Annotated in this window: 17 protein-coding genes; 2 read left to right on the top strand and 15 right to left on the bottom strand. The window is 71.7% G+C overall.

The genetic code is table 11. From position 1 onward, the window contains the following. Positions 1-4: 4 nt before the first annotated feature. Positions 5-859: an ABC transporter permease gene (locus ACIRYZ_RS05685; protein WP_402939969.1), complete on the bottom strand. Its 855-nt coding sequence runs from the start codon at positions 857-859 to the stop codon at positions 5-7. After that, positions 856-3,633, bottom strand: a complete 2,778-nt coding sequence (locus tag ACIRYZ_RS05680; protein WP_402939967.1) for an alpha/beta fold hydrolase — start codon at positions 3,631-3,633, stop codon at positions 856-858. Before ACIRYZ_RS05680 ends, ACIRYZ_RS05685 begins: the two co-directional genes overlap by 4 nt. A gap of 127 nt (positions 3,634-3,760) precedes the next feature. On the opposite strand from ACIRYZ_RS05680, the gene ACIRYZ_RS05675 reads away from it, so the two are divergent. Continuing rightward, on the top strand, positions 3,761-4,780 hold the full coding sequence (locus tag ACIRYZ_RS05675) for a mechanosensitive ion channel family protein (protein WP_402939964.1): 1,020 nt from the start codon (positions 3,761-3,763) through the stop codon (positions 4,778-4,780). 112 nt (positions 4,781-4,892) lie between these two features. On the opposite strand, the gene ACIRYZ_RS05670 is transcribed toward ACIRYZ_RS05675, so the two are convergent. From ACIRYZ_RS05670 to ACIRYZ_RS05655, 4 genes are all read right to left on the bottom strand, one after another. After that, the gene (locus ACIRYZ_RS05670) at positions 4,893-5,354 is read right to left on the bottom strand and encodes a GNAT family N-acetyltransferase (protein WP_402939961.1); all 462 of its coding nucleotides are present in this window, start codon (positions 5,352-5,354) and stop codon (positions 4,893-4,895) included. A 1-nt stretch (position 5,355) separates the two neighbouring features. Continuing rightward, positions 5,356-6,294, bottom strand: coding sequence for an RluA family pseudouridine synthase (locus ACIRYZ_RS05665; RefSeq protein WP_402939959.1), 939 nt, complete (start codon positions 6,292-6,294; stop codon positions 5,356-5,358). 68 nt (positions 6,295-6,362) lie between these two features. Continuing rightward, entirely contained in the window at positions 6,363-7,010 is a 648-nt protein-coding gene (lspA, locus tag ACIRYZ_RS05660; RefSeq protein WP_387620636.1) for a signal peptidase II, read from the bottom strand. Between the two features lie 164 nt (positions 7,011-7,174). Continuing rightward, positions 7,175-7,720, bottom strand: coding sequence for a TraR/DksA family transcriptional regulator (locus ACIRYZ_RS05655; RefSeq protein ID WP_402939956.1), 546 nt, complete (start codon positions 7,718-7,720; stop codon positions 7,175-7,177). Between the two features lie 558 nt (positions 7,721-8,278). Between ACIRYZ_RS05655 and ileS the strand changes: the two genes are divergently transcribed. After that, a complete protein-coding gene (ileS, locus tag ACIRYZ_RS05650; protein ID WP_402939953.1) occupies positions 8,279-11,410 on the top strand; it encodes an isoleucine--tRNA ligase in 3,132 nt (1,043 codons plus the stop codon). 344 nt (positions 11,411-11,754) lie between these two features. Here ileS and ACIRYZ_RS05645 read toward each other — a convergent pair whose 3' ends face one another. The 9 genes from ACIRYZ_RS05645 to ftsW all read right to left on the bottom strand — a co-directional run bounded on the left by ACIRYZ_RS05645 (position 11,755) and on the right by ftsW (position 20,849). Further along, on the bottom strand, positions 11,755-13,098 hold the full coding sequence (locus ACIRYZ_RS05645; protein ID WP_402939950.1) for a DivIVA domain-containing protein: 1,344 nt from the start codon (positions 13,096-13,098) through the stop codon (positions 11,755-11,757). 59 nt (positions 13,099-13,157) lie between these two features. Next, a complete protein-coding gene (locus tag ACIRYZ_RS05640) occupies positions 13,158-13,439 on the bottom strand; it encodes a YggT family protein (RefSeq protein WP_030282903.1) in 282 nt (93 codons plus the stop codon). Positions 13,440-13,537: 98 nt separating this feature from the next. Further along, positions 13,538-14,158, bottom strand: a complete 621-nt coding sequence (locus ACIRYZ_RS05635; protein ID WP_393026488.1) for a cell division protein SepF — start codon at positions 14,156-14,158, stop codon at positions 13,538-13,540. 304 nt (positions 14,159-14,462) lie between these two features. Next, positions 14,463-15,272 (bottom strand): YggS family pyridoxal phosphate-dependent enzyme, encoded by an 810-nt coding sequence (locus tag ACIRYZ_RS05630; RefSeq protein WP_402939947.1) that lies wholly within the window; start codon positions 15,270-15,272, stop codon positions 14,463-14,465. After that, on the bottom strand, positions 15,272-16,003 hold the full coding sequence (pgeF, locus tag ACIRYZ_RS05625) for a peptidoglycan editing factor PgeF (protein WP_402939944.1): 732 nt from the start codon (positions 16,001-16,003) through the stop codon (positions 15,272-15,274). The genes ACIRYZ_RS05630 and pgeF overlap by 1 nt, the downstream gene beginning before the upstream one ends. Further along, positions 16,000-17,232, bottom strand: coding sequence for a cell division protein FtsZ (gene ftsZ / locus ACIRYZ_RS05620; protein WP_402939941.1), 1,233 nt, complete (start codon positions 17,230-17,232; stop codon positions 16,000-16,002). Before ftsZ ends, pgeF begins: the two co-directional genes overlap by 4 nt. 364 nt (positions 17,233-17,596) lie before the next feature. After that, a complete protein-coding gene (locus ACIRYZ_RS05615; protein ID WP_402939938.1) occupies positions 17,597-18,373 on the bottom strand; it encodes a cell division protein FtsQ/DivIB in 777 nt (258 codons plus the stop codon). Then, a complete protein-coding gene (gene murG, locus ACIRYZ_RS05610) occupies positions 18,366-19,472 on the bottom strand; it encodes an undecaprenyldiphospho-muramoylpentapeptide beta-N-acetylglucosaminyltransferase (RefSeq protein WP_380609295.1) in 1,107 nt (368 codons plus the stop codon). Before murG ends, ACIRYZ_RS05615 begins: the two co-directional genes overlap by 8 nt. 6 nt (positions 19,473-19,478) lie before the next feature. Next, positions 19,479-20,849, bottom strand: a complete 1,371-nt coding sequence (gene ftsW, locus ACIRYZ_RS05605; protein WP_402939935.1) for a putative lipid II flippase FtsW — start codon at positions 20,847-20,849, stop codon at positions 19,479-19,481. Positions 20,850-20,968 lie beyond the last annotated feature (119 nt).

Below are 20,968 nucleotides of genomic sequence, written 5' to 3'. Positions count from 1 at the left end.
GGCGTTACGACACCACGTCCTTGCGCGCGAACCCGCGGAACGCCAGCGCCAGCAGCACCACCGCGTACGAGAGCGACAGCGAGACGCCCTGCAGCATGCCGCCCCACTCCAACTGCGGCTGCAGGGCGTCCGCCCACGCGTACTGCCAGTGCGCCGGCAGCCATTCCCGCAGGTCGCCGAGCGCGGTGACGGCGTCCAGCACCCCGGTGATGATCGAGATGAACACCGCCCCGCCGACCGCCCCCAGCGGCGCGTCCGTCGCCGTCGACAGCCAGAAGGCCAGCGCGGCGATCACCAGCTCGCTCAGGAACACGAACGCCACCGCGAGCGCGATCCGGGGCAGCGCCTGCCCGGCCGGCAGACTCGCCCCGGCGGGCAGCTTCAGGTCGCCCCAGCCGTACGCGGCGGTGCCGACGGCCAGCCCGATCGCGGGCAGCATCACCACCGCCGCCGCCGAGAACGCCAGCCCGACCGCGAACTTGCGGGCCAGCAGCCGGGCCCTGGGCACCGGCGCGGCCAGCAGGTAGCGCAGCGAGGACCAGCTGGCCTCCGAGGCCACCGTGTCCCCGCAGAACAGCGCGACCGGGATCACCAGCATGAAGCCGGTGCCCACGAACAGCATGGTGACGGCGAAGTTGGCCCCGGAGGCGGTGGCCAGATCGATGAAGGTGGTCCGGTCCGGACGCCCCGGGGTGCCACCGATCTGGAACGCGGCCAGGATGACGAACGGCATGGCCGCCAGCACCCCGCCGATCACCAGCGTGCGTCGCCGGCGCAGCTGCCGCACCGCCTCCACCCGCAGCGGCAGGGTCCGGCTCGCCCGGTACCCCTCGGCATGGTCCGTCGAGACGGCGCTCACGCCGCACCTCCGATCAACGACAGGAACGCGTCCTCCAGGCGCCGCTGCGGTCCGGCGCTCTCCACCGGCACCCCCAGCCGCACCAGCTCCGCCAGCAGCTCGCTCGCCGCGAGCCCGTCCAGCCGGACCAGCAGCCCGCCTTCGACGGCCTCCGCCGAACCGACCCCGGCCAGCGCGCCGACCTTGGCGACCACCGACTCCGGGTCGCAGGAGTCGGCGACACCGATCATCAGCAGCTCACCGGCGCCGACGATCTCCCCGACCGGCCCGGCCGTCACCAGCTGCCCGTGGTCCATCACCACCAGGTCCGTGCAGCTCTGCTCGACCTCGGCCAGCAGGTGGCTGGACACGATGACGGTCCGTCCGCCGGCCGCGTACCGGATCATCACCTCGCGCATCTCGCGGATCTGCGGCGGGTCCAGCCCGTTGGTCGGCTCGTCCAGGATCAGCAGGTCCGGCATCCCGAGCATCGCCTGCGCGATGGCCAGGCGCTGCCGCATGCCCTGCGAGTACGTCCGCACCGCGCGGTCCAGCGCCTCGCCGAGCCCGGCGATCGCCAGCGCCTCGCCGAAGCGGGCGTCCTCCTCCGGCCGTCCGGTGGCCTGCCAGTACAGGCGCAGGTTGGCCCGGCCGGTCAGGTGCGGCAGGAAGCCCGCGCCCTCGACGAAGGCCCCGACCCGCGAGAGCACCGGCGCCCCGGGCCGCACCAGGTGCCCGAAGATCCGGATCTCCCCGGCGTCCGGCCGGATCAGGCCCATCAGCATCCGCAGCGTGGTGGTCTTGCCCGCGCCGTTCGGCCCGAGCAGGCCGAGCACCTGGCCCTGCTCCACCCGGAGGCTCAGGTCCCGTACGGCGTACCGGTCCTGCGCGCCCTTGTAGCGCTTGCTCAGCCCGCTGATCTGCAACGGCACCCCGGCCAGTTCCGGGTCGAACCCGGGCCCGGCGGCCGCCGAACGCCGTCGGCGCAGCACGGGCACCAGCACCAGCGCGGTGGCCACCAGCACGGCCGCCACCGGCAGCAGCCAGGTCCGCGCGGGCAGCGGCGCCGCCTCGGTGACCAGCTCCTCGTCGGTCGGCGCGGTGAGCGCCCCGGCCGGCGCGACCCGGTAGGTGGCCGGCTCGGCCGGCGAGGCGTACGCCAGGTCGGTGGACGCCAGCACCAGCCGCACCCGGTGCCCGGCCGGGAAGGTGTGGTCCACGGCGGGCAGCTGGACGGTCACGGTCTTGCCCGCGTCTGCGCCGGTCACCCGCAGCGGGGCCACGAGCTGCTGCGGCAGCACCGACTTGCCGTCCGGCCCGACGTCGTACAGCTTCGCGAACAGCACCGCGTCCGGCCGGTCCGCCGTCACCGTCACCGGCACGGTCGGCTGCCCGGTCAGGTGCAGCGGCGTGTCCAGCGGCGTCGAGTCGAAGGCGGCGTTCTGGCCCGGGAAGTCCAGCGACAGCCCGGCCCCGAGCGAGGCCGCCTGGCTCAGCGCGCCGATCCCCGGCAGTGTCGAGATCCCCGGCGGCGCCCCGCCGGGCGGGTTGGCGATCGACTTCTCCCCGCCCGCCAGCTCGATCGAGCGGGTACCGGTCCCGCCCAGCCCCGGGTACCGGTCGGCGGAGGCCCCGCGCAGCACGGCCTGGAAGCCGGTGGAGTCCACGCCCCCGGTCCGGGTCACCCGGAAGGCCGGGCCGGTGTCGTTGCCACGCCCCCGCAAGTAGTGGTCGAACCAGGCGGTCACCCGGTCGTCCACCCGGGCACTGGTGTCCGTCCCGCCGTCGTGCCCGCCCGCGAACCAGTCCACCGAGACCGGCGCGCCGTTGGCCGCCACGGCCTTCGCGATCTTGTCCCCCTGGTCCAGCGGGAACAGCGAGTCCTGCTGCCCCTGCACCACCAGGGTGGGCACCTTGAGCTGCGTCGCCACCGAGGACGGGCTCGACTTCTCCAGCAGCGCGACGGCCTCCGGATCGGCGTGCCCGGCGGTGGCGACCCGGTCGTACATCTGGCAGAGCGAGTCCAGGAACCGCCCGCAGCCCACCTGTCCGTCCGCCTGCGGCTTGGCCCCGGCCCCGCCGCGCGGCGCCCCGCCGGAGGGCCCGAGGTCCCCAGCCGCGCCGGTGGTGAAGAAGATCCCGGCCCACAGCTTCTTGAACACGCCGTCCGCCGCGGCCGAGCCCTGCACGCCCTGCGGGAACAGCGCGTCGGCCAGGTTCCACCAGGTGATCTGGGTGGCGACGGCGTCGATCCGGTGGTCGTACGCGGAGGCCAGCAGCGCGATCGCCCCGCCGTACGAGGCGCCGGTGATGCCGACCCGGGGGTCACCGGGCCCGTCGAGCTTCACCTCGGGCCGCTGGGCCAGCCAGTCCACCAGGTGCTTGACGTCCTCGACCTCGCGGTCGGGCGCGTTCAGCCCGATCTTCCCGCCCGAGTTCCCGAAGCCGCGCGCCGACCAGGTCAGCACCGCGTACCCCTGCCGGGCCAGCTGCTGGGCGCGCTCCCGCTCGCCGTCCTTGGAGCCGCCGAAGCCGTGCGCCAGCAGGACCGCCGGCCGCGGGCTGCTGCCGGTGGTGAAGAACGAGGTGTCCAGCTGGACCTGCTGAGTGCTGCCGGGGGTCTCCGGCATGCTGAGGAAACGATCCTCCTGGTGGACCGCCTGCTCGCCGCCCGACGCCACCGCCACCGTACCGGCCCCGGCGACCGCCACCAGGGCCACCGCCCCGGCCAGCATCCTGCGCCGCACCGACCTGCCGCGGCCGCGCCAGCGACGCCATGCCCCACCGAACTCCATGGGGGCAGATCGTATCCGCCGCCCGGGTAGGCGTCCGATAAAGCCACCACCCCTTTTCGCCCGGTTCAGTCAGGTACGCGACGGTATCGTACGGCTCACCCGGCTCTCCCCACTCCGAGAAGGTCCCGTGTTCTGGCCGCTGATCACCCTGCTCGCCACCGTCGCCGCCACCCTGGCGATCGGCTGGATCGTCGACCAGGCCCTCCAACGGATCAGCGCGGGCCACCCCGACGCCCCGCTCTGGTCACTGCTCCGCCGCTGCCGGATCCCGCTCCAGCTCACCGTCGTCACGGCCCTGCTGCTCGCCGCCGACCCGCTCAAGCGGATCCTCCACCTCAAGGACGACGAGGGCGCGCACCACCTGGTCCTGCTGCTCCTGCTCGCCTCGCTCGGCTGGCTCACCGTCCGGGTGGTGGCCGCCGTCCTGGAGGCCGTGCTCAGCCGCTACGAGACGGTCACCGGCGACCCGGCCCGGGTGCAGCGGGTGCACACCCAGATCAGCATGCTGCGCCGGGTGGTCAGCGCGGTGATCGTCGTGGTCACCGCCGCCGTGATGCTGCTGACCTTCTCCGCCATGCGCACTGTCGGCGCCAGCCTGCTCGCCTCGGCCGGCATCATCGGCATCGTGGCCGGCATCGCCGCCCAGAGCACCCTGGGCAACTTCTTCGCCGGCCTGCAGATCGCCTTCGGCGACACCGTCCGGATCGGCGACACCGTGGTGGTGGACGGCCAGCAGGGCACCGTCGAGGAGATCACCCTCTCCTACCTGGTGGTCCGGCTCTGGGACCAACGCCGGCTGATCGTCCCGGTCTCCTACTTCGTCAACAAGCCCTTCGAGAACTGGACCCGCCGCGACCCCGGCCTGCTCGCCGCCGTGCTGCTCCACCTCGACCACACCACCCCGGTCGACGAGCTGCGCACCGCCCTGCACACCCGGCTGGAGCAGCACCCCCTCTGGGACGGCACCGAGTGGGCCCTCAACGTCACCGACACCACCCCCAGCACCATCGTCGTCCGCGCCACCATGACCGCCCGCACCCCTGACGACGCCGCCCAACTCCGCTTCGACATCCGCGAACACCTCATCGCCCACCTACGCGACCACCACCCCCACGCCCTCCCGCGCCTGCGCACCACCGACGGCTGACACTCCGCGCACCCCTCTCGCCCTTCCCCAAAACAAAGTTCCCCGCGCCCCGAAAGGGGCGCGGGGAACCGCGCGAAGCGTGAGGCCGGGCCCGCACGAGCCTCCCGGCCGCCTACAGGACCCGAGTCATCGTCCGATGCGGAATCCCCGCGTCGTCGTACACCGGCCCCTCGGCCACGTAGCCCAGCCGCTCGTAGAACCCGAGCGCCTGCACCTGCGCGTGCAGCTCGACCTCGACGGCCCCGCGCTCAAGCCCCGCCGCCTCGATCGCCCGGACCAGCTCGGCCCCGAGCCCGGTCCCCCGCGCGGCGGCGAGCACCGCGAGCCGCCCGAGCAGCACCCGCCCCTCGACGCCCCCGGTCAGCTTCAGAGCGTGCTCACCGAAGATCAGCCGCCCGGTCCCCAGCGCGGCCCCGTCGGCCCCGACGGCCAGCAGGTGCACCGAGGTCCCGTCGTACTCGTCGTACTCCAGCTCCTCCGGCACGTTCTGCTCGACGATGAACACCTCACGCCGAACCTCCCGCACCAGCGCCAGGTCCGCCTCCCCCTCGGCGACCCGGACCGAGACCGGCACGTCAGCTCTCCGCCGCGATGATGTCCAGCGCCTTCCGCAGGTCCGCCGGGTACTCGCTGCTGAACTCGACCCACTGCCCGTCCGCCGGGTGCTCGAAGCCGAGCGAGACGGCGTGCAGCCACTGCCGGGTCAGCCCGAGCCGCTTCGCCAGCGTCGGGTCGGCGCCGTACGTCAGGTCGCCGACGCAGGGGTGCCGCAGCGCGGACATGTGGACGCGGATCTGGTGGGTGCGGCCGGTCTCCAGCTTGATGGCGAGCAGCGAGGCCGCCCGGTACGCCTCGATCAGGTCGTAGTGGGTGATCGACGCCTTGCCGTCACGCGTCACGGCCCACTTCCAGTCCGAGCTGGGGTGCCGCCCGATCGGCGCGTCCACCGTGCCGCTCATCGGGTCCGGGTGCCCCTGGACCAGGGTGTGGTACCGCTTCTCGGTGATCCGGTCGTGGAACTGCCGCTTGAGGTCGGTGTACGCCCGCTCGGACTTGGCGACCACCATCAGCCCCGAGGTGCCGACGTCGAGCCGGTGCACGATGCCCTGCCGCTCGGCGGCACCCGAGGTGGAGATCCGGTAGCCGGCCGCGGCGAGCCCGCCGATGACGGTGGGCCCGGACCAGCCGGGGCTCGGGTGCGCGGCGACGCCGACCGGCTTGTCGACCAGCACGATGTCCTCGTCGTCGTGGACGATCCGCATGCCGTCGACCGGCTCGGCCACGATCTGCACCGGGGCGGCGGGGGCGGGGATCTCGACCTCCAGCCAGGAACCGGCGGTCACCCGGTCCGACTTGCCGGCCACGGCGCCGTCGAGCGTCACCTTGCCCTCGGCGGCCAACTCGGCGGCCTTGGTCCGGGAGAAGCCGAACATCCGGGCGAGGGCGGCGTCGAGGCGCTCGCCCTCCAGGCCGTCGGGTACGGGGAGGCTGCGGATCTGCGCTGCGGTACTCACCCGTACGAGTATGCCGGAAACGTGGCCCAGCCCCTCCCGCCGGCGGTTGCGACCGGGAGGGCAGGTCCCTACTTGTCGCCCTTGTCCGTCTGCTGGTGGACGGTCCCGTCCGGGTTGCTGCCCTTGAAGGAGAGCAGCACCACGAGGATCCCGCCGCAGACGATCGCCGAGTCGGCGAGGTTGAACACCGCGAAGTGCTGGACGGAGATGAAGTCCACCACGTGCCCGCGGAAGACGCCCGGCGCGCGGAACAGCCGGTCGGTGAGGTTCCCGAGCGCCCCGCCGAGCAGCAGCCCGAGCGCGATCGCCCACGGGAGGCTGTACAGCCGGCGGGCGATCCGCCAGATCACCACGATGACGGCCGAGGCGATCATCGTGAAGACGACGGTCAGCGCCTGCCCCATGCCGAAGGCCGCGCCGGAGTTGCGGATCACCTGGAGGGTGACGACGTCGCCGATCACCTTGATCGCGGCGTGGTTCTCCAGCCTGGCGACGACCAGCAGCTTGCTGCCGAGGTCGATCAGGAAGGCGAGCACCGCGACGACCAGCAGCACGCCGACCCGCCGCCGGCCCTTGGGCTTCTCCACCGCCGTCCCGCCGTCGGTCGAGGCCGCCTCCGCGGGGTCAGTGGGATCGGCCACGGCCACCTCCACGGCATCGGCGGGGTACGGGACCGCGTCGTCCCGGGTCTGGGGGGAACCTTGCGTACTGATGATCCGCTCCGCTGCCGATGGAGCTCCCCCGGGCAGGAGGTGGGGGAGGGTGGTGGGCCGATGCCGCCCTGGAAATCCGTCGAGGAACCGCTCCGGACACGTCAGGCGACGTTACGGGGTCGAGCGTACGGCAAGCCCGACCCCCCGCGTCGCCGCGACGGCGCGGTTCAGCGGCGTTCCTGCTTGGCCTTGCACTGGACGCAGAGCGTCGCCCGGGGGAAGGCCTGCATCCGGGCCTTGCCGATGGCCTGGCCGCAGGATTCGCAGATGCCGAAGCCGACGCCTTCGAGCCGCTCCAGGGCGCGCTCCGTCTGGGCGAGGCTGTCCCGGGCGTTGTTGGCGAGCGCCAGCTCGCTCTCCCGCGAGATGTTCTTCGTACCGGCGTCCACCTGGTCGTCGCCGGCCCCGTCGTTGGAGTCACGCATCAGGCCCGCGATGGCGGCGTCGGCGGCGTCGATCTCGCCGCGCAGCCGCTCCAGGTCGCTGATCAGCTCGTCGTGGAGCTCGTGGACCTCCGCCGAGGTCCACGGGTCCTCGCCGGGTCGGACCGGCAGGGTGGCCGGGTCGACGGATTCGGCTCCGCGCGGCGCGGTGACGATGTCGGTGCTGTTCTGAGGTGCGGTAGTGGTCACGGTCCCCTCCCCTGGATCGGCCGCCACGGCCTTGCGTGCCCGCTTGGTGGCGGTACCCGCGCCGGATGCCTTCTCAGCCATGGCTTCGACCCCATCTACGAACGAATCGAGCCGCCGGTTCCCGGCGGCTTCCAGTGCCGGAACGATAATCCCGATCAAAACCGGTCACAACATGACATACCGGCGCCTCGCGATGATCCCACCCAGGCAGCCGCCCCAACCGCCACGCCCCGCGCGCTGACAGACTTGTGCCCACCACACCCCCGCCTAACCACCCCCGCCGACCAGCCCGTCCATGCCCGAAACCACCCCCGCGGAAACGGTTTGGACAAACCGACTCGCCCGGCCGATACACTGGGCCTGCAAGGCGCAGATGGGACGAGTACCGACGTACGCAGCCACCAGCGACCCGGGGACGGTGCGAGCCCGGGGGTGTGCACGACGGGAAGATCACCCCGGAGCCGCCGGAAGAACGGCCACCGCGCAGCCCGCGGCGGCCCACTAGACCCGGCAGCAAGCCCAAACAAGAGGGCCGCAACGCAGCATCGCGGCCAAGGAGGGTGGTACCGCGGGGCGGCCTGGCCGTCTCGTCCCTCCGGAGGATCCAGTCCCAGCATCCGCCGGAGGTAGACGCCCGCGATGAGCAGCTCCTACAACCCCGTCCCGGCGCAGGTGGACCTGCCTGCCCTGGAGCACCAGATCCTGTCGTTCTGGCAGGACAACAAGATCTTCCAGCGCAGCCTGGAGCAGTCCGAGGGCCGCCCCGAGTGGGTGTTCTACGAGGGCCCGCCGACCGCCAACGGCATGCCTGGCGCCCACCACATCGAGGCCCGCGTCTTCAAGGACGTCTTCCCGCGCTACCGGACGATGAAGGGCTACCACGTCGCCCGCAAGGCCGGCTGGGACTGCCACGGACTGCCGGTCGAGCTGGCCGTCGAGAAGGAGCTGGGCTTCTCCGGCAAGCAGGACATCGAGGCGTACGGCATCGCCGAGTTCAACGCCAAGTGCCGCGAGTCGGTGACCCGCCACACCGACGCCTTCGCCGAGCTGACCACCCGCATGGGGTACTGGGTCGACCTCGACGACGCCTACCGGACGATGGACCCGTCCTACGTCCAGTCCGTCTGGTGGTCGCTCAAGCAGATCTTCGACAAGGGCCTGCTGGTCCAGGACCACCGCGTCGCCCCCTGGTGCCCGCGCTGCGGCACCGGCCTGTCCGACCACGAGCTGGCCCAGGGCTACGAGACCGTGGTCGACCCCTCGGTCTACGTCCGCTTCCCGCTCACCGGCGGCCCGCTGGCCGGCCAGGCGGCCCTGCTCGCCTGGACCACCACCCCGTGGACCCTGGTCTCCAACACCGCCCTCGCGGTCAACCCGACGGTCACCTACGTGGTGGCCACCGACGGCAACGAGAAGCTGGTCGTCGCCGAGCCGCTGCTCGCCAAGGCCCTCGGCGAGGGCTGGGAGCCCACCGGCGAGTCCTTCACCGGCGCCGAGATGGAGCACTGGAACTACCAGCGCCCGTTCGAGCTGGTCGAGATCGAGAACGCCCACTTCGTCCTCAACGCCGACTACGTCACCACCGAGGACGGCACCGGTGTCGTCCACCAGTCCCCTGCCTTCGGTGCGGACGACCTCGCGACCTGCCGCAAGTACGGCCTGCCGGTGGTCAACCCGGTGCTCGCCGACGGCACCTTCGCCCCCGAGGTCCCGCTGGTCGGCGGCCAGTTCTTCAAGAAGGCCGACGAGGCCCTGGTCGCGGACCTGAAGGAGCGCGGCCTGCTCTTCCGCCACGTGCCGTACGAGCACAGCTACCCGCACTGCTGGCGCTGCCACACCGCGCTGCTCTACTACGCGCAGCCGTCCTGGTACATCCGGACCACCGCCGTCAAGGACGCGCTGATCCGCGAGAACGAGGCCACCAACTGGTTCCCGGAGACGGTCAAGCACGGCCGCTTCGGCGACTGGCTGAACAACAACATCGACTGGGCGCTCAGCCGCAACCGCTACTGGGGCACCCCGCTGCCGATCTGGCGCTGCGAGGAGGGCCACCTGACCTGCGTCGGCTCGCTGGCCGAGCTGACCGGACTCACCGGCACCGACCAGAGCGGCCTCGACCCGCACCGCCCGTTCATCGACGAGGTGACCTTCGCCTGCCGCGACTGCGGCGGCACCGCCACCCGTGTGCCCGAGGTCATCGACGCCTGGTACGACTCGGGCTCGATGCCCTTCGCCCAGTACGGCTACCCGTACCAGAACAAGGAGCTGTTCGAGAAGCGCTACCCGGCGCAGTTCATCTCCGAGGCGATCGACCAGACCCGCGGCTGGTTCTACACGCTGATGGCGGTCGGCACCCTGGTGTTCGACAAGAACAGCTACGAGAACGTCGTCTGCCTGGGCCACATCCTGGCCGAGGACGGCCGCAAGATGTCCAAGCACCTGGGCAACATCCTGCAGCCGATCCCACTGATGGACCAGCACGGCGCCGACGCCGTGCGCTGGTTCATGGCGGCCGGCGGCTCGCCCTGGTCGGCCCGCCGGGTCGGCCACGGCACCATCCAGGAGGTGGTCCGCAAGACCCTCCTCACCTACTGGAACACCGTCGCCTTCCAGGCCCTGTACGCCCGCACCTCCGACTGGGCCCCCTCGGCGGGCGACCCGGCCCCGGCCGACCGCCCGCAGCTGGACCGCTGGGTGCTCTCCGAGCTGAACACCCTGGTCCGCGAGGTCGACGCGGCCTTCGAGGCGTACGACACCCAGCGCGCCGGCAAGCTGCTCTCCGGCTTCGTCGACGACCTCTCCAACTGGTACGTCCGCCGTGGCCGCCGCCGCTTCTGGCAGGGCGACGCCGCCGCGCTCGCCACGCTGCACGAGGCGCTGGAGACGGTCACCCGCCTGATGGCCCCGCTCACCCCGTTCATCAGCGAGCGGGTCTGGCAGGACCTGGTCGTCCCGGTCACCCCGGACGCCCCGGCCTCGGTGCACCTGGCCTCCTGGCCGGTGGCCGACGAGAGCCTGATCGACACCGAGCTCTCCCGGCACATGGCGCTGGTCCGCCGCCTGGTCGAGCTGGGCCGGGCCACCCGCGCCGAGTCCGGCGTGAAGACCCGTCAGCCGCTGTCCCGCGCGCTGGTCGCCGCCCAGGGCTGGGAGGAGCTGCCCGCCGACCTGCGCGCGCAGATCGCCGAGGAGCTCAACGTCACCACCCTGGAGTCCCTCGCCGAGGTCGGTGGCTCGCTGGTCGACACCACCGCCAAGGCCAACTTCCGCGCGCTGGGCAAGCGCTTCGGTAAGGGCGTGCAGGACGTCGCCAAGGCGGTCGCCGCCACCGACGCCGCCCGCCTGGCCGCCGAACTGCGCGCCGACGGCGTGACCGGCGTCGAGCTCGACGGCGAGACGATCACCCTGTCGCCCGATGAGGTGATCATCACCGAGACCCCGCGCGAGGGCTGGGCCGTCGCCAACGAGTCCGGCGCCACCGTCGCCCTCGACCTGGCCATCACCCCGGAGCTCAAGCGCCTCGGCATCGCCCGCGACGCCATCCGCCAGATCCAGGAGGCCCGCAAGAACTCCGGCCTGGACGTCGCCGACCGCATCGTCCTCCGCTGGCGCGCCACCTCCGAGGAGACCGCCGAGGCCATCGCCGAACACGGCCCCCTCGTCGCCGAAGAGGTCCTCGCCACCGACTTCGCCGCCGGCACGGCTGACTGGACCTCCGAGACCTTCACCGACGAATCCCTCGGCCTCGCCTTCCAACTCCGCAAGGCCTGACCACCCCACCCGAACCGCCGCCCCGCTCCCGAGCCGGGCGGCGGTTCCGTTTTGTCCACCCTCGGCACTTCCCGGCACCCTCCCCGCCCCCCACGCCTCCCCCGCACCCCCGCACGCCCGCGCGCCCTCCCCATCCCGTGCCCCTGCGCCCCGACACGGGCACGGGCACGGGCACGGGCACGGGGAGCTTCGCACAGCACAAGCCCCCCCTCCCACATCCTCAAGCCCCTCCCGCAATCCGGCCCTCCCCGTCCCCCCTCCCACCCCCGACGCAAAAAGAGCGTCCCCTCCCCGACCCGAAGGTCAGAAAGGGGACGCCCTCGAAGAGCCCTGCTACGACAACCTCAGTTGTCGCCGTCCTCGTCGATCAGGAAGCCCCGCATCGGCGCCGGAGCCTGCTGCATCGGCTGCGGCGGCTGCGGCCGGACCGCCGCCATCGGCTGGGTCATCCCGGCCGGCTGCATCTGCGGAGCCCCGCTGTTGCCACCGGCGAGCTGCCCGCCGAAGCTCGGCGCCGGCGGGTTCCCGCCGAAGGAGCTCTGCCCACCGAACGACGGCGAGCTGCCACCGAAGGAAGGCTGGTTCCCACCGAACGACGGTGCGCCGGAGGTCATCGCACCAGCACCGGCCGGAGCCATCGACGAGGCCGCCGGCGGCAGCGACGCGGTGGCGGGGATCCGCGGCGGGGCGAGCGAGTCGTCGGCCTGCGACTCCAGCTGACGCAGCTGGGTCTCCAGGTACGACTTCAGACGCGTCCGGTACTCACGCTCGAACGCCCGCAGGTCCTCGACCTTGCGCTCCAGCGTGGCCCGCGCGGACTCCAGCGAGCCCATCGCGACGCGGTGCTTCTCCTGCGCGTCCCGCTCCAGGGCGTCGGCCTTGGCACGGGCGTCGCGCTCCAGGCCCTCGGCCCGGCTGCGCGCCTCGCCGACGATCTTGTTGGCCTCGGAGCGGGCTTCGGAGATCGCCTGGTCGGCGGTCTGCTGGGCGAGCGCCAGCACGCGGGCGGCACTGTCGCCGCCGGGGCCCTGCTGCTGCATCGGGCCGCCCATCGGGCCACCCATCTGCTGCGGCGGACCGCCCATGGGGCCGCCCATCGGCTGCATCTGCTGCTGGCCCATGCCCTGGCCCATCGGGTTGCCCATCTGCTGCGGGCCACCGGGACCGCCCATGGGCTGGAGCATCTGACCACCCATCGGCTGGACCAGCTGCTGCTGGCCGCCCATGGTCTGGTTCATCTGCTGCTGCGGGCCGCCCATCTGCTGGGGGACACCCGGACCGGCCGGGAGCTGCGGGGCGCCGGAGGGCAGGCCGAGGGGCTGGTTGCCCATCTGCTGCTGCTGGGGACCACCCGGGCCCATCTGCTGCGGACCACCGGGGCCCATCTGCTGCGGGCCACCCGGGCCCTGCTGGCCGGGGACCGGCGGGCCGGATATGGCGGCCGGGACGGGAGCAGCGGGACGCTGCGCGTCCTGCGGCGGCTCCTTCCGCATGTTGGCCTGGTTCTGCGCGGCGGCGCGAGTCGCGGCGGCCAGCTTGGCCCGCAGGTCCTCGTTCTCCCGGAGGAGGCGGGTCAGCTCCGCCTCGACCTCGTCGAGGAAGGCATCGACCTCGTCCTCGTCATAGCCTTCACGCAGGCGGACGGTCGTGAACTGCTTGTTCCGAACGTCCTCGGGGGTCAATGGCATCTCTTCACCTCAACGTGATCGTCGGCACACCGGCATCCTGTCGCATCGCTCACCTACGACTAGGGGTGCACAAGCGAGATCAGGACATACACAATGATCATCAGTACGAAGAAGGACAGGTCGAGCGCCACGCCCCCGAAACGCAACGGCGGAATGAACCGCCGAAGAAGCTTGAGCGGCGGATCCGTGACAGTGTACGTGGCCTCCAGGACCAGGACCATGGCCTTGCCGGGCCGCCACGAACGCGCGAACTGGAAGACCCAGTCCATGACCAGTCGCACGAGCAGGAACACCAGGAAGACGGTCAGGGCGTAGTAGAGCACCGCCCACACGATGTCCATCGCGTTTCCCTCTCCCCGGTCCAGGGCCCTAGGGCCTGCCGCTCGTCACCTGTCGCCAACCACTGTCGATCAGATCCACACGTAAAGTCGTGGCCGGGTCAGCTCTGGTTGAAGAACCCACCCTCGGCGATCCGAGCCTTGTCCTCCGCCGTGACATCGACGTTAGCAGGCGACAGCAGGAACACCTTCTGTGTCACGCGCTCGATACTGCCGTGCAGACCGAAGACGAGTCCAGCGGCGAAGTCTACGAGCCGCTTCGCGTCGGTGTCGTCCATCTCGGTCAGATTCATGATCACGGGGGTACCGCCACGGAACTGTTCCCCGATGGTACGGGCCTCGTTGTAGGTCCGAGGGTGCAGCGTGGTGATGCGGTAGGGCTCTCGTTCGTTCACTACCTTGGGCATGATCACCGGGGCGCTCTTCTCCAGATTGTGGCGGCGTTCGGGTGTGATGGACGACACGGGGGCCATCCTCGGGGTCTCCTGCCGGATCGGCACCGCCGCCGGGACCGGTTGCGGGGCGATCGAGGAGACCGAGGCGGGTGCTGCTGCGGGGGCGGCCGGTCGGGGAATGTCCTCGGTCCGCTCGGTCCGCTGCCCGGTACGGATCGGCTCGGGGTCCGCGTCGTAGTCGTCGTCGGGGTCGTACCCCTGGCCGTCGTACGTCTCGTCCTCCACGAGGCCGAGGTAGACCGCCATCTTGCGCATCGCGCCGGCCATGCTCCTGTCTCCTCCGCTCATGGCCACCTCGCTGACGCTCGGTGGCTGCTTCGCGAAACGCGCACCTTCCGATGGTCGCTCGCTTGGCTCGCTCCGTGCGGACCACCGGCTCCGACTCGACGGCCGGGCCACGGCCCCGCCTGCGGATACCGCAGTCCGCCCACGACGGCCCGTCAAGGCGACGCGCCGTCAGGGTTCGTGGGTAGGGGCCGCGGAGCTGCGATCCACGGTTCGCTAGCGCTCCGGAGAGCTGCTAGATTCTGTCCTATTTTGTCCTGCAGTCTGATCTACTTACCCGGTGACGTTACCCGAGGGGTGACCTCACTCCGAGTACCGCCGTTCCGACGCGCACATGTGTCGCCCCGGCGGCAATCGCCTGCTCAAGGTCGCCGCTCATCCCTGCGGAGACCATGGTGGCAGCCGGATGGGCCGCCCGTACGGCGGTTGCGATTTCCGCCAGCCGGTCGAAGGAGCGCACCGGGTCGCCGGCCAGTGGACCGGCCAGCGGAGCGACGGTCATCACACCGTCCAGTCGCAGCCCGGGCGTGTCGGCGATCGCGTCGGCGAGTTCCGCGACGTCCTCCGGGGCGACCCCGGCGCGGTGCGCGCCCTCACCGTGCTCCTTGTCCAGCGCCACCTGCACCAGGCAACCCAGCTCCGGGCGCTCGGACTTCAGCACCGCCGCCGAGAGCGACTCGACCAGCCGCAGCCGGTCCACCGAGTGCACGTGGTTCGCGTACCCGACGACCGAGCGGACCTTGTTGGTCTGCAGCTGTCCGACGAAGTGCCAGTCAAGAGGAAGGTTTCTGCACTGCTCCGCCTTGGGCGCGGCGTCCTGGTCGCGGTTCTCCGCGACGTCCGTCACCCCCAGTCCGGCCAGCAGCGCGGTGTCCTCGGCCGGGTACGTCTTGGTGACGACGATCAGGGTGACATCCTCGCGCGGGCGACCGGCGGCCGCACAGGCGTCCACGATCCGGCGCTCGACCACGTCGAGGTTGGTCCCCAGTTCCTCGAACCGGGCCCGCTGACCGTCCGTCAGGGCCTCCAGCCAGCTCTTGTCCGGGAAGAAGGGGCCCGGACCCCCCGGGAACGGTCCGTAGATGTCGTTCGTCATCAGTGATCAGAGCCCAACCAGACATAGCTCGCGAGCCGGCCCGTGCGCTGCTCGCGACGATAGGAGAAGTGATCGGCGGATTCGAGGGTGCAGACCGATGATCGCACCAGCTCGGTGACCCCCACCGCGGACAGCTGGGCCGCGACCCCCTCCGGCACGTCCAGGGCCGGGGTGCCCCAGGAGGTCTCGGCGAAGGCCGCCGGGACCGCCTCGGCGACCTCTGCGCGCAGCCGGGCCGGCACCTCGTAGCAGCGGCCGCAGACCGCGGGGCCGGTCGCAGCGGTGATCCGCGCCGGCTCGGCCCCCAGTTCGACCATCGCCTTGACGACCGCGGGCACCACCCCGGCCGCCAGCCCGGGCCGGCCCGCGTGGGCCGCGCCCACCACGCCCGCCACCGGGTCGGCCAGCAGCACCGGGGTGCAGTCCGCGGTCAGCACCGCGAGCGCGAGCGGCCGGTCGGTGACCACCGCGTCCACCGTGGGGGCCTCCCCCTGCGGCTGGCGCTCCGTCACCACGGCGACCTCGGCGCCGTGCACCTGGTTCATCCACACCACGTCGGCCGGGTTCAGCCCCAGCTCCCGGGCGGCGATCGCCCGGTTCTCCCGGACGGCCTCCGGGTCGTCCCCCACGGCACCGCCGAGGTTGAGCTCCCCGTACGGCGAAGTGCTCACCCCGCCCCACCTGTCGGTGAAGGCGAAGTGAGCACCCGCGTGTACCGCGTGATCGATCACTTAAGGAAGTCCGGGACGTCGAGCTCCTCGGCCGGGCTCTCCACGAACGGCTGCCGGACCGGCTGCACCTGCGGCGGCACCGGGGCGGCCGCAGTCGTGGTGGCCTGGGTCTCGGCCGGACGCGACGGGGCGGCCGGGGCCTCCCCCTCCGAACGGGACGTCACCGAGCCGATGCTCCCGTAGGACGGACGGCCGGCCGGACGCTCCGGGGCGGCCGGCGGAGTGGCCGGGGAGGCGGGGGTGGTGGACTTGACCACCGGGTCACGGACGATCGCCGGCGGCTGGCCGCCGTCGAAGCCGGCCGCGATGACGGTGACCCGCACCTCGTCGCCGAGCGCGTCGTCGATGACCGCACCGAAGATGATGTTGGCCTCGGGGTGGGCGGCCTCGCTGACCAGCTGGGCCGACTCGTTGATCTCGAACAGGCCGAGGTCGGAGCCGCCCGAGATGGACAGCAGCACGCCGCGGGCGCCGTCGATCGAGGCCTCCAGCAGCGGCGAGGAGATCGCCATCACGGCGGCCGCCTTGGCGCGGTCCTCGCCGCGGGCCGAGCCGATGCCCATGAGCGCCGAACCGGCGTCCGACATGACGGACTTGACGTCGGCGAAGTCGAGGTTGATCAGACCCGGGGTGGTGATCAGGTCGGTGATGCCCTGGACACCCGAGAGCAGGACCTGGTCCGCGGAGCGGAACGCGTCGAGCACGCTGACCTGGCGGTCCGAGATGGACAGCAGTCGGTCGTTGGGGATCACGATGAGGGTGTCGACCTCTTCGCGCAGGGCGGCGATGCCGTCCTCGGCCTGGTTGGCCCGGCGACGCCCCTCGAAGGTGAAGGGGCGGGTGACCACGCCGATGGTCAGGGCGCCCAGTGAGCGGGCGATGTTGGCGACGACGGGCGCGCCGCCCGTGCCCGTGCCCCCGCCCTCACCGGCGGTCACGAAGACCATGTCGGCCCCCTTGAGGACCTCCTCGATCTCCTCGCGGTGGTCCTCGGCGGCCTTGCGGCCGACCTCAGGGTTGGCGCCGGCGCCGAGGCCCCGGGTGAGTTCACGGCCCACATCGAGCTTGACGTCGGCGTCGCTCATGAGGAGGGCCTGCGCATCGGTGTTGATCGCGATGAACTCGACGCCCTTGAGACCGACCTCGATCATCCGGTTGATGGCGTTGACACCACCGCCGCCGATACCGACGACCTTGATGACTGCGAGGTAGTTCTGCGGTGCTGCCACGTCGAAGGCCTCTCGCCTCGAGATTCCGGGTCGGCCCGGCCCGGGCGAGGGGCCGTACCGACGGATGTCGATGGGTAGGGAGCCTGGTTTCTGACTGAATGTCCGAAATGCCGACCACCGACCCCAACCCTAAACTTGACCTTTAGGGTTAGTCCTGTGCCTCCGTCACATCTCCAAGGGACACAGTCTGGTGACACAGGACACTAGGTGGCCCCGGGCACGCGTTTCAACGAACACGCCGAGCTTCCCTTTTTCTTTTGAGCCTATGTGATCATCGGCCGGCAATGGAAACCGGGGTGACCACCAAGGGTCGGGCCGACACTTCGAGGCGTCAACCCCTCCCTCGGGCACAGAATCTAGCGGATCATCCGGAGACCGCCGGCGCCTCCGGCGCACTCACGTCGAAGTTGGCGCCCTTCTGGGCCATCAGCGCCTGCAGTACCCGGGCCTTGCGGTCGTTCTGCTCCGGGCTCCCCCAACGCACCGTCGCACCCCCGCTGAGCTGCAGTTCGATGTCGTCGTAGGAGTGTACGAGGACCGATCCGGCCCGCTTGGCGATCTCCGGCGGAAGGCCGGCGGCAACCGCCACCGCGCCCTGCACCAGCTGGACGCGGGAGATCACCCCGGACACGTCCTTCGCCTGCTGACTGAGCCGCAGCTCCACCACCGGCACGCCGTCCGGCGGAGCCGCCTCGGTGGCGAAGCTCACGCCGGTGGCATCCACCTGGGTGAACTGGCCGTCCTCCCCCTTGACGGCGGCCGCGGCGGTCCGCTGCACCACCTTGACCTGCAGGGTGTGCGGCCAGCCCCGCCACACCTCGGCCTTGGCCACCCGGGGGATCGCCTCCACCCGGTGCCTGACCTCGTCCAGGTCCACCCGGGCCAGCGGGCCGCCGGCCAGCCCGCCGACCGCGTCGCGGACCTGGTCCGACGTCAGCTTCTCGTCCTTCGTGCCCTGGACGGCGACATCGCGCACGTCCAGCACCGGGGAGTAGAACACCAGCCAGGCCAGCCCGCCCAGCACCGCGGCGACGAGCACGCTCAGCACCACGATGCCCCGCCGGGAGAGCCGGAGGCGGGGAGCGGACTCCTCCCCCTCCAGCTCCTCGTCCAGAGGGTCGGCGAGCCGACCGTCAGCCACGGCGCCGGCCGCCCCGGTGTGCCTGGATCGCCTCGTACACCATGCCGACCAGCAGGTCGTCGGCGTCCCTGCGGCCGAACTCGGCCGCGGCCCGGCTCATGTCCCACAACCGCTGGGGGTCGGTGAGCACCGGCAGCACGTTCTGCAGCACCCAGTCCGCGGTCAGCTCGGCGTCGTCCACCAGCAGACCGCCACCGGCCTTGACCATCGGCTGGGCGTTCAGCCGCTGCTCGCCGTTGCCGATCGGCAGCGGCACGAAGGCGGCGGGCAGGCCCACCGCGGCCAGCTCGGCCACCGTCATGGCGCCGGCCCGGCAGAGCATCAGGTCGGCGGCCGCGTAGGCGAGATCCATCCGGTCGATGTACGGCACCGGGCGGTACGGCGGCATCCCGGGGACGTCCGCGACCTGCGGCAGCTCGTTCTTCGGGCCGACCGCGTGCAGGATCTGCACGCCGTACTGCTGGAGCCGCGGGGCGATCGCGGTGACCGTCTCGTTCAGCCGGCGCGCGCCCTGGGAGCCGCCGGAGACCAGCAGGGTGGGCAGCCGCTGGTCGAGGCCGAAGTACTGGCGGGCCTCCGGCCGGGTGGCGTTGCGGTCCAGGGTGGCGATGGTCCGGCGCAGCGGGATGCCGATGTACCGGGAGTCGCGCAGCTTGCTGTCCGGGGTGGAGACGGCGACGAAGTCGGTGTAGCGGGCACCGATCTTGTTCGCCAGGCCCGGGCGGGCGTTGGCCTCGTGCACCACGATCGGCACGCCGGCCCGCTTGGCGGCCAGGTAGGCGGGCATCGCGACGTAACCGCCGAAGCCGACCACGGCGTCGGCGTTGACCCGCTCGATGATCTCCTGGGCGGCCCGGACGGTGCCGCGCAGCCGGCCGGGGACGGTGATCAGCTCGGGGGTGGGCTTGCGGGGCAGCGGGACGGCCGGGATGAGCTCCAGCTGGTAGCCGCGCTCGGGCACCAGCCGGGTCTCCAGACCCTTCTCGGTGCCCAGGGCGGTGATCCCGATGGACGGGTCGTGCCTGCGGAGGGCGTCCGCGAGGGCCATGGCCGGCTCGATGTGACCGGCGGTCCCCCCGCCGGCGAGTACGACATGCACCGAAATTCACCGCTCCCTGCGTGCCGGCCCGGGGGCCGGGCGCGCTGTGGTTCGTCGTCGTGGCAGCACCCGGGCCAGTCGCTTCCTGATCCGGGAGTTCTTGCTCCGGGCGGCCAGGGCCGCCTTCGCGCCCGAGGAGCTGCGTGCCAGGCACAGCAGCACTCCGATCGCGGACATGGCCGACAGCATGGCGGAACCGCCGTAGGAGAACAGCGGGAGCGGGACGCCCGCGATGGGCAGCAGTCCCAGCGCCGACCCCAGGTTGATCATGGCCTGCGCCATGATCCAGGTGGTGGCGGCTCCCGCGGCGTACCTGACGAAGGTGTCCTTCGTACCGATGGCCACACGGATACCCGCGTAGCCTAGTGCCGCGAAGAGACCGATCACCGACAGCGTCCCCACCAGGCCCAGTTCCTCGCCGGTCGCGGCGAAGATGAAGTCGGTGTGCGCCTCGGGCAGCTGGCCCCACTTCTCCACGCCCGCGCCGAGGCCGGTGCCGAAGCCGCCGCCGAGCGCGAACGAGTACACCCCGTGCAGGGCCTGGAAGCAGGCGCCCTCCGGGTCGAGCTTGGTGACACCGATGCAGCCCAGGCGCTCGGCCCGGTGCGGGACGGTGATCACCAGGGCGGTGCAGACCACGACCGCCACCCCGAGGGTGGCCACGAACAGCCGCAGCGGCGCGCCGACCATCCAGAGCAGCGCGAACACCATGGCCACCAGGATCATCGAGGTGCCCATGTCGCCGCCGATCATGATCAGCGCGAGCAGCAGCAGGGCGCCCGGCACCAGCGGCACCAGCAGGTGCTTCCACGAGGTGAGGGTGCCGGCCTTCTGCTTGCGGGCGAGCAGGTCGGCGCCCCAGAGCACCAGCGCGAGCTTGGCGAACTCGGAGGGCTGGAACTGGAAGAACCCGAAGTCCAGCCAGTTCTGGTTGCCGTTGATCCGCACCCCGATGCCGGGCACGGCGACCAGCGCGAGCGCGCCGATCACCCCGAACATCACGGGATAGACGATCACCCGCAGCACCGCCACCGGGACGGAGGCGAAGCCGACCAGCAGGACCAGGCCGAGGATGGCCGCGATCAGCTGCTTGAGAAAGTAGTACTGCGCCGTGTGGTGCTGGTTCAGGGCCAGGATCTGCGAGGCCGAGAAGACCATCATCAGACCCAGCACCACCAGCAGCAGCGTGGTGCCGACGACCAGCAGGTACGGCGTGAGCGGCCGGTCCAGCCAGTACCGCACGCGGGCCCGGAAGGCCTGCAGGCGGCCCAGCGGACCGGCCGACTTGTACTTGGTCGTGGTGGCGGAGATCACTCGCCACGGCTCGGCGGCATCCTGCTTGGAAACGCCGGAATCCGCCCTGCCCTGCCCCGCCACCGCTCCCCGCTTCCTTTCATTGCGGCTCGTTCGCCTCCGGGCCGCTCAGACCCGACGCCGACGGTCGTCGCTCCGATGCCCCTCGTTCCTCAGGGCCTCCTCGCTCGCCCTCCTTGCCC

Source organism: Kitasatospora sp. NPDC101155 (genome assembly GCF_044768305.1).
Taxonomy (GTDB): Bacteria; Actinomycetota; Actinomycetes; order Streptomycetales; family Streptomycetaceae; genus Kitasatospora.
Note: the sequence above shows the minus strand (reverse complement) of the source record. Positions and strands in the feature narration are given on the sequence as shown.

Excerpts from the sequence above, each read along its gene's own strand:
- ACIRYZ_RS05680 (WP_402939967.1), bottom strand. The coding sequence starts at position 3,633 with ATGGAGTTCGGTGGGGCATGGCGTCGCTGGCGCGGCCGCGGCAGGTCG.
- ACIRYZ_RS05655 (WP_402939956.1), bottom strand. The coding sequence starts at position 7,720 with ATGGCTGAGAAGGCATCCGGCGCGGGTACCGCCACCAAGCGGGCACGC.
- ileS (WP_402939953.1), top strand. The coding sequence starts at position 8,279 with ATGAGCAGCTCCTACAACCCCGTCCCGGCGCAGGTGGACCTGCCTGCC.
- ACIRYZ_RS05645 (WP_402939950.1), bottom strand. The coding sequence starts at position 13,098 with ATGCCATTGACCCCCGAGGACGTTCGGAACAAGCAGTTCACGACCGTC.
- ACIRYZ_RS05640 (WP_030282903.1), bottom strand. The coding sequence starts at position 13,439 with ATGGACATCGTGTGGGCGGTGCTCTACTACGCCCTGACCGTCTTCCTG.
- ACIRYZ_RS05635 (WP_393026488.1), bottom strand. The coding sequence starts at position 14,158 with ATGGCCGGCGCGATGCGCAAGATGGCGGTCTACCTCGGCCTCGTGGAG.
- ACIRYZ_RS05630 (WP_402939947.1), bottom strand. The coding sequence starts at position 15,272 with ATGACGAACGACATCTACGGACCGTTCCCGGGGGGTCCGGGCCCCTTC.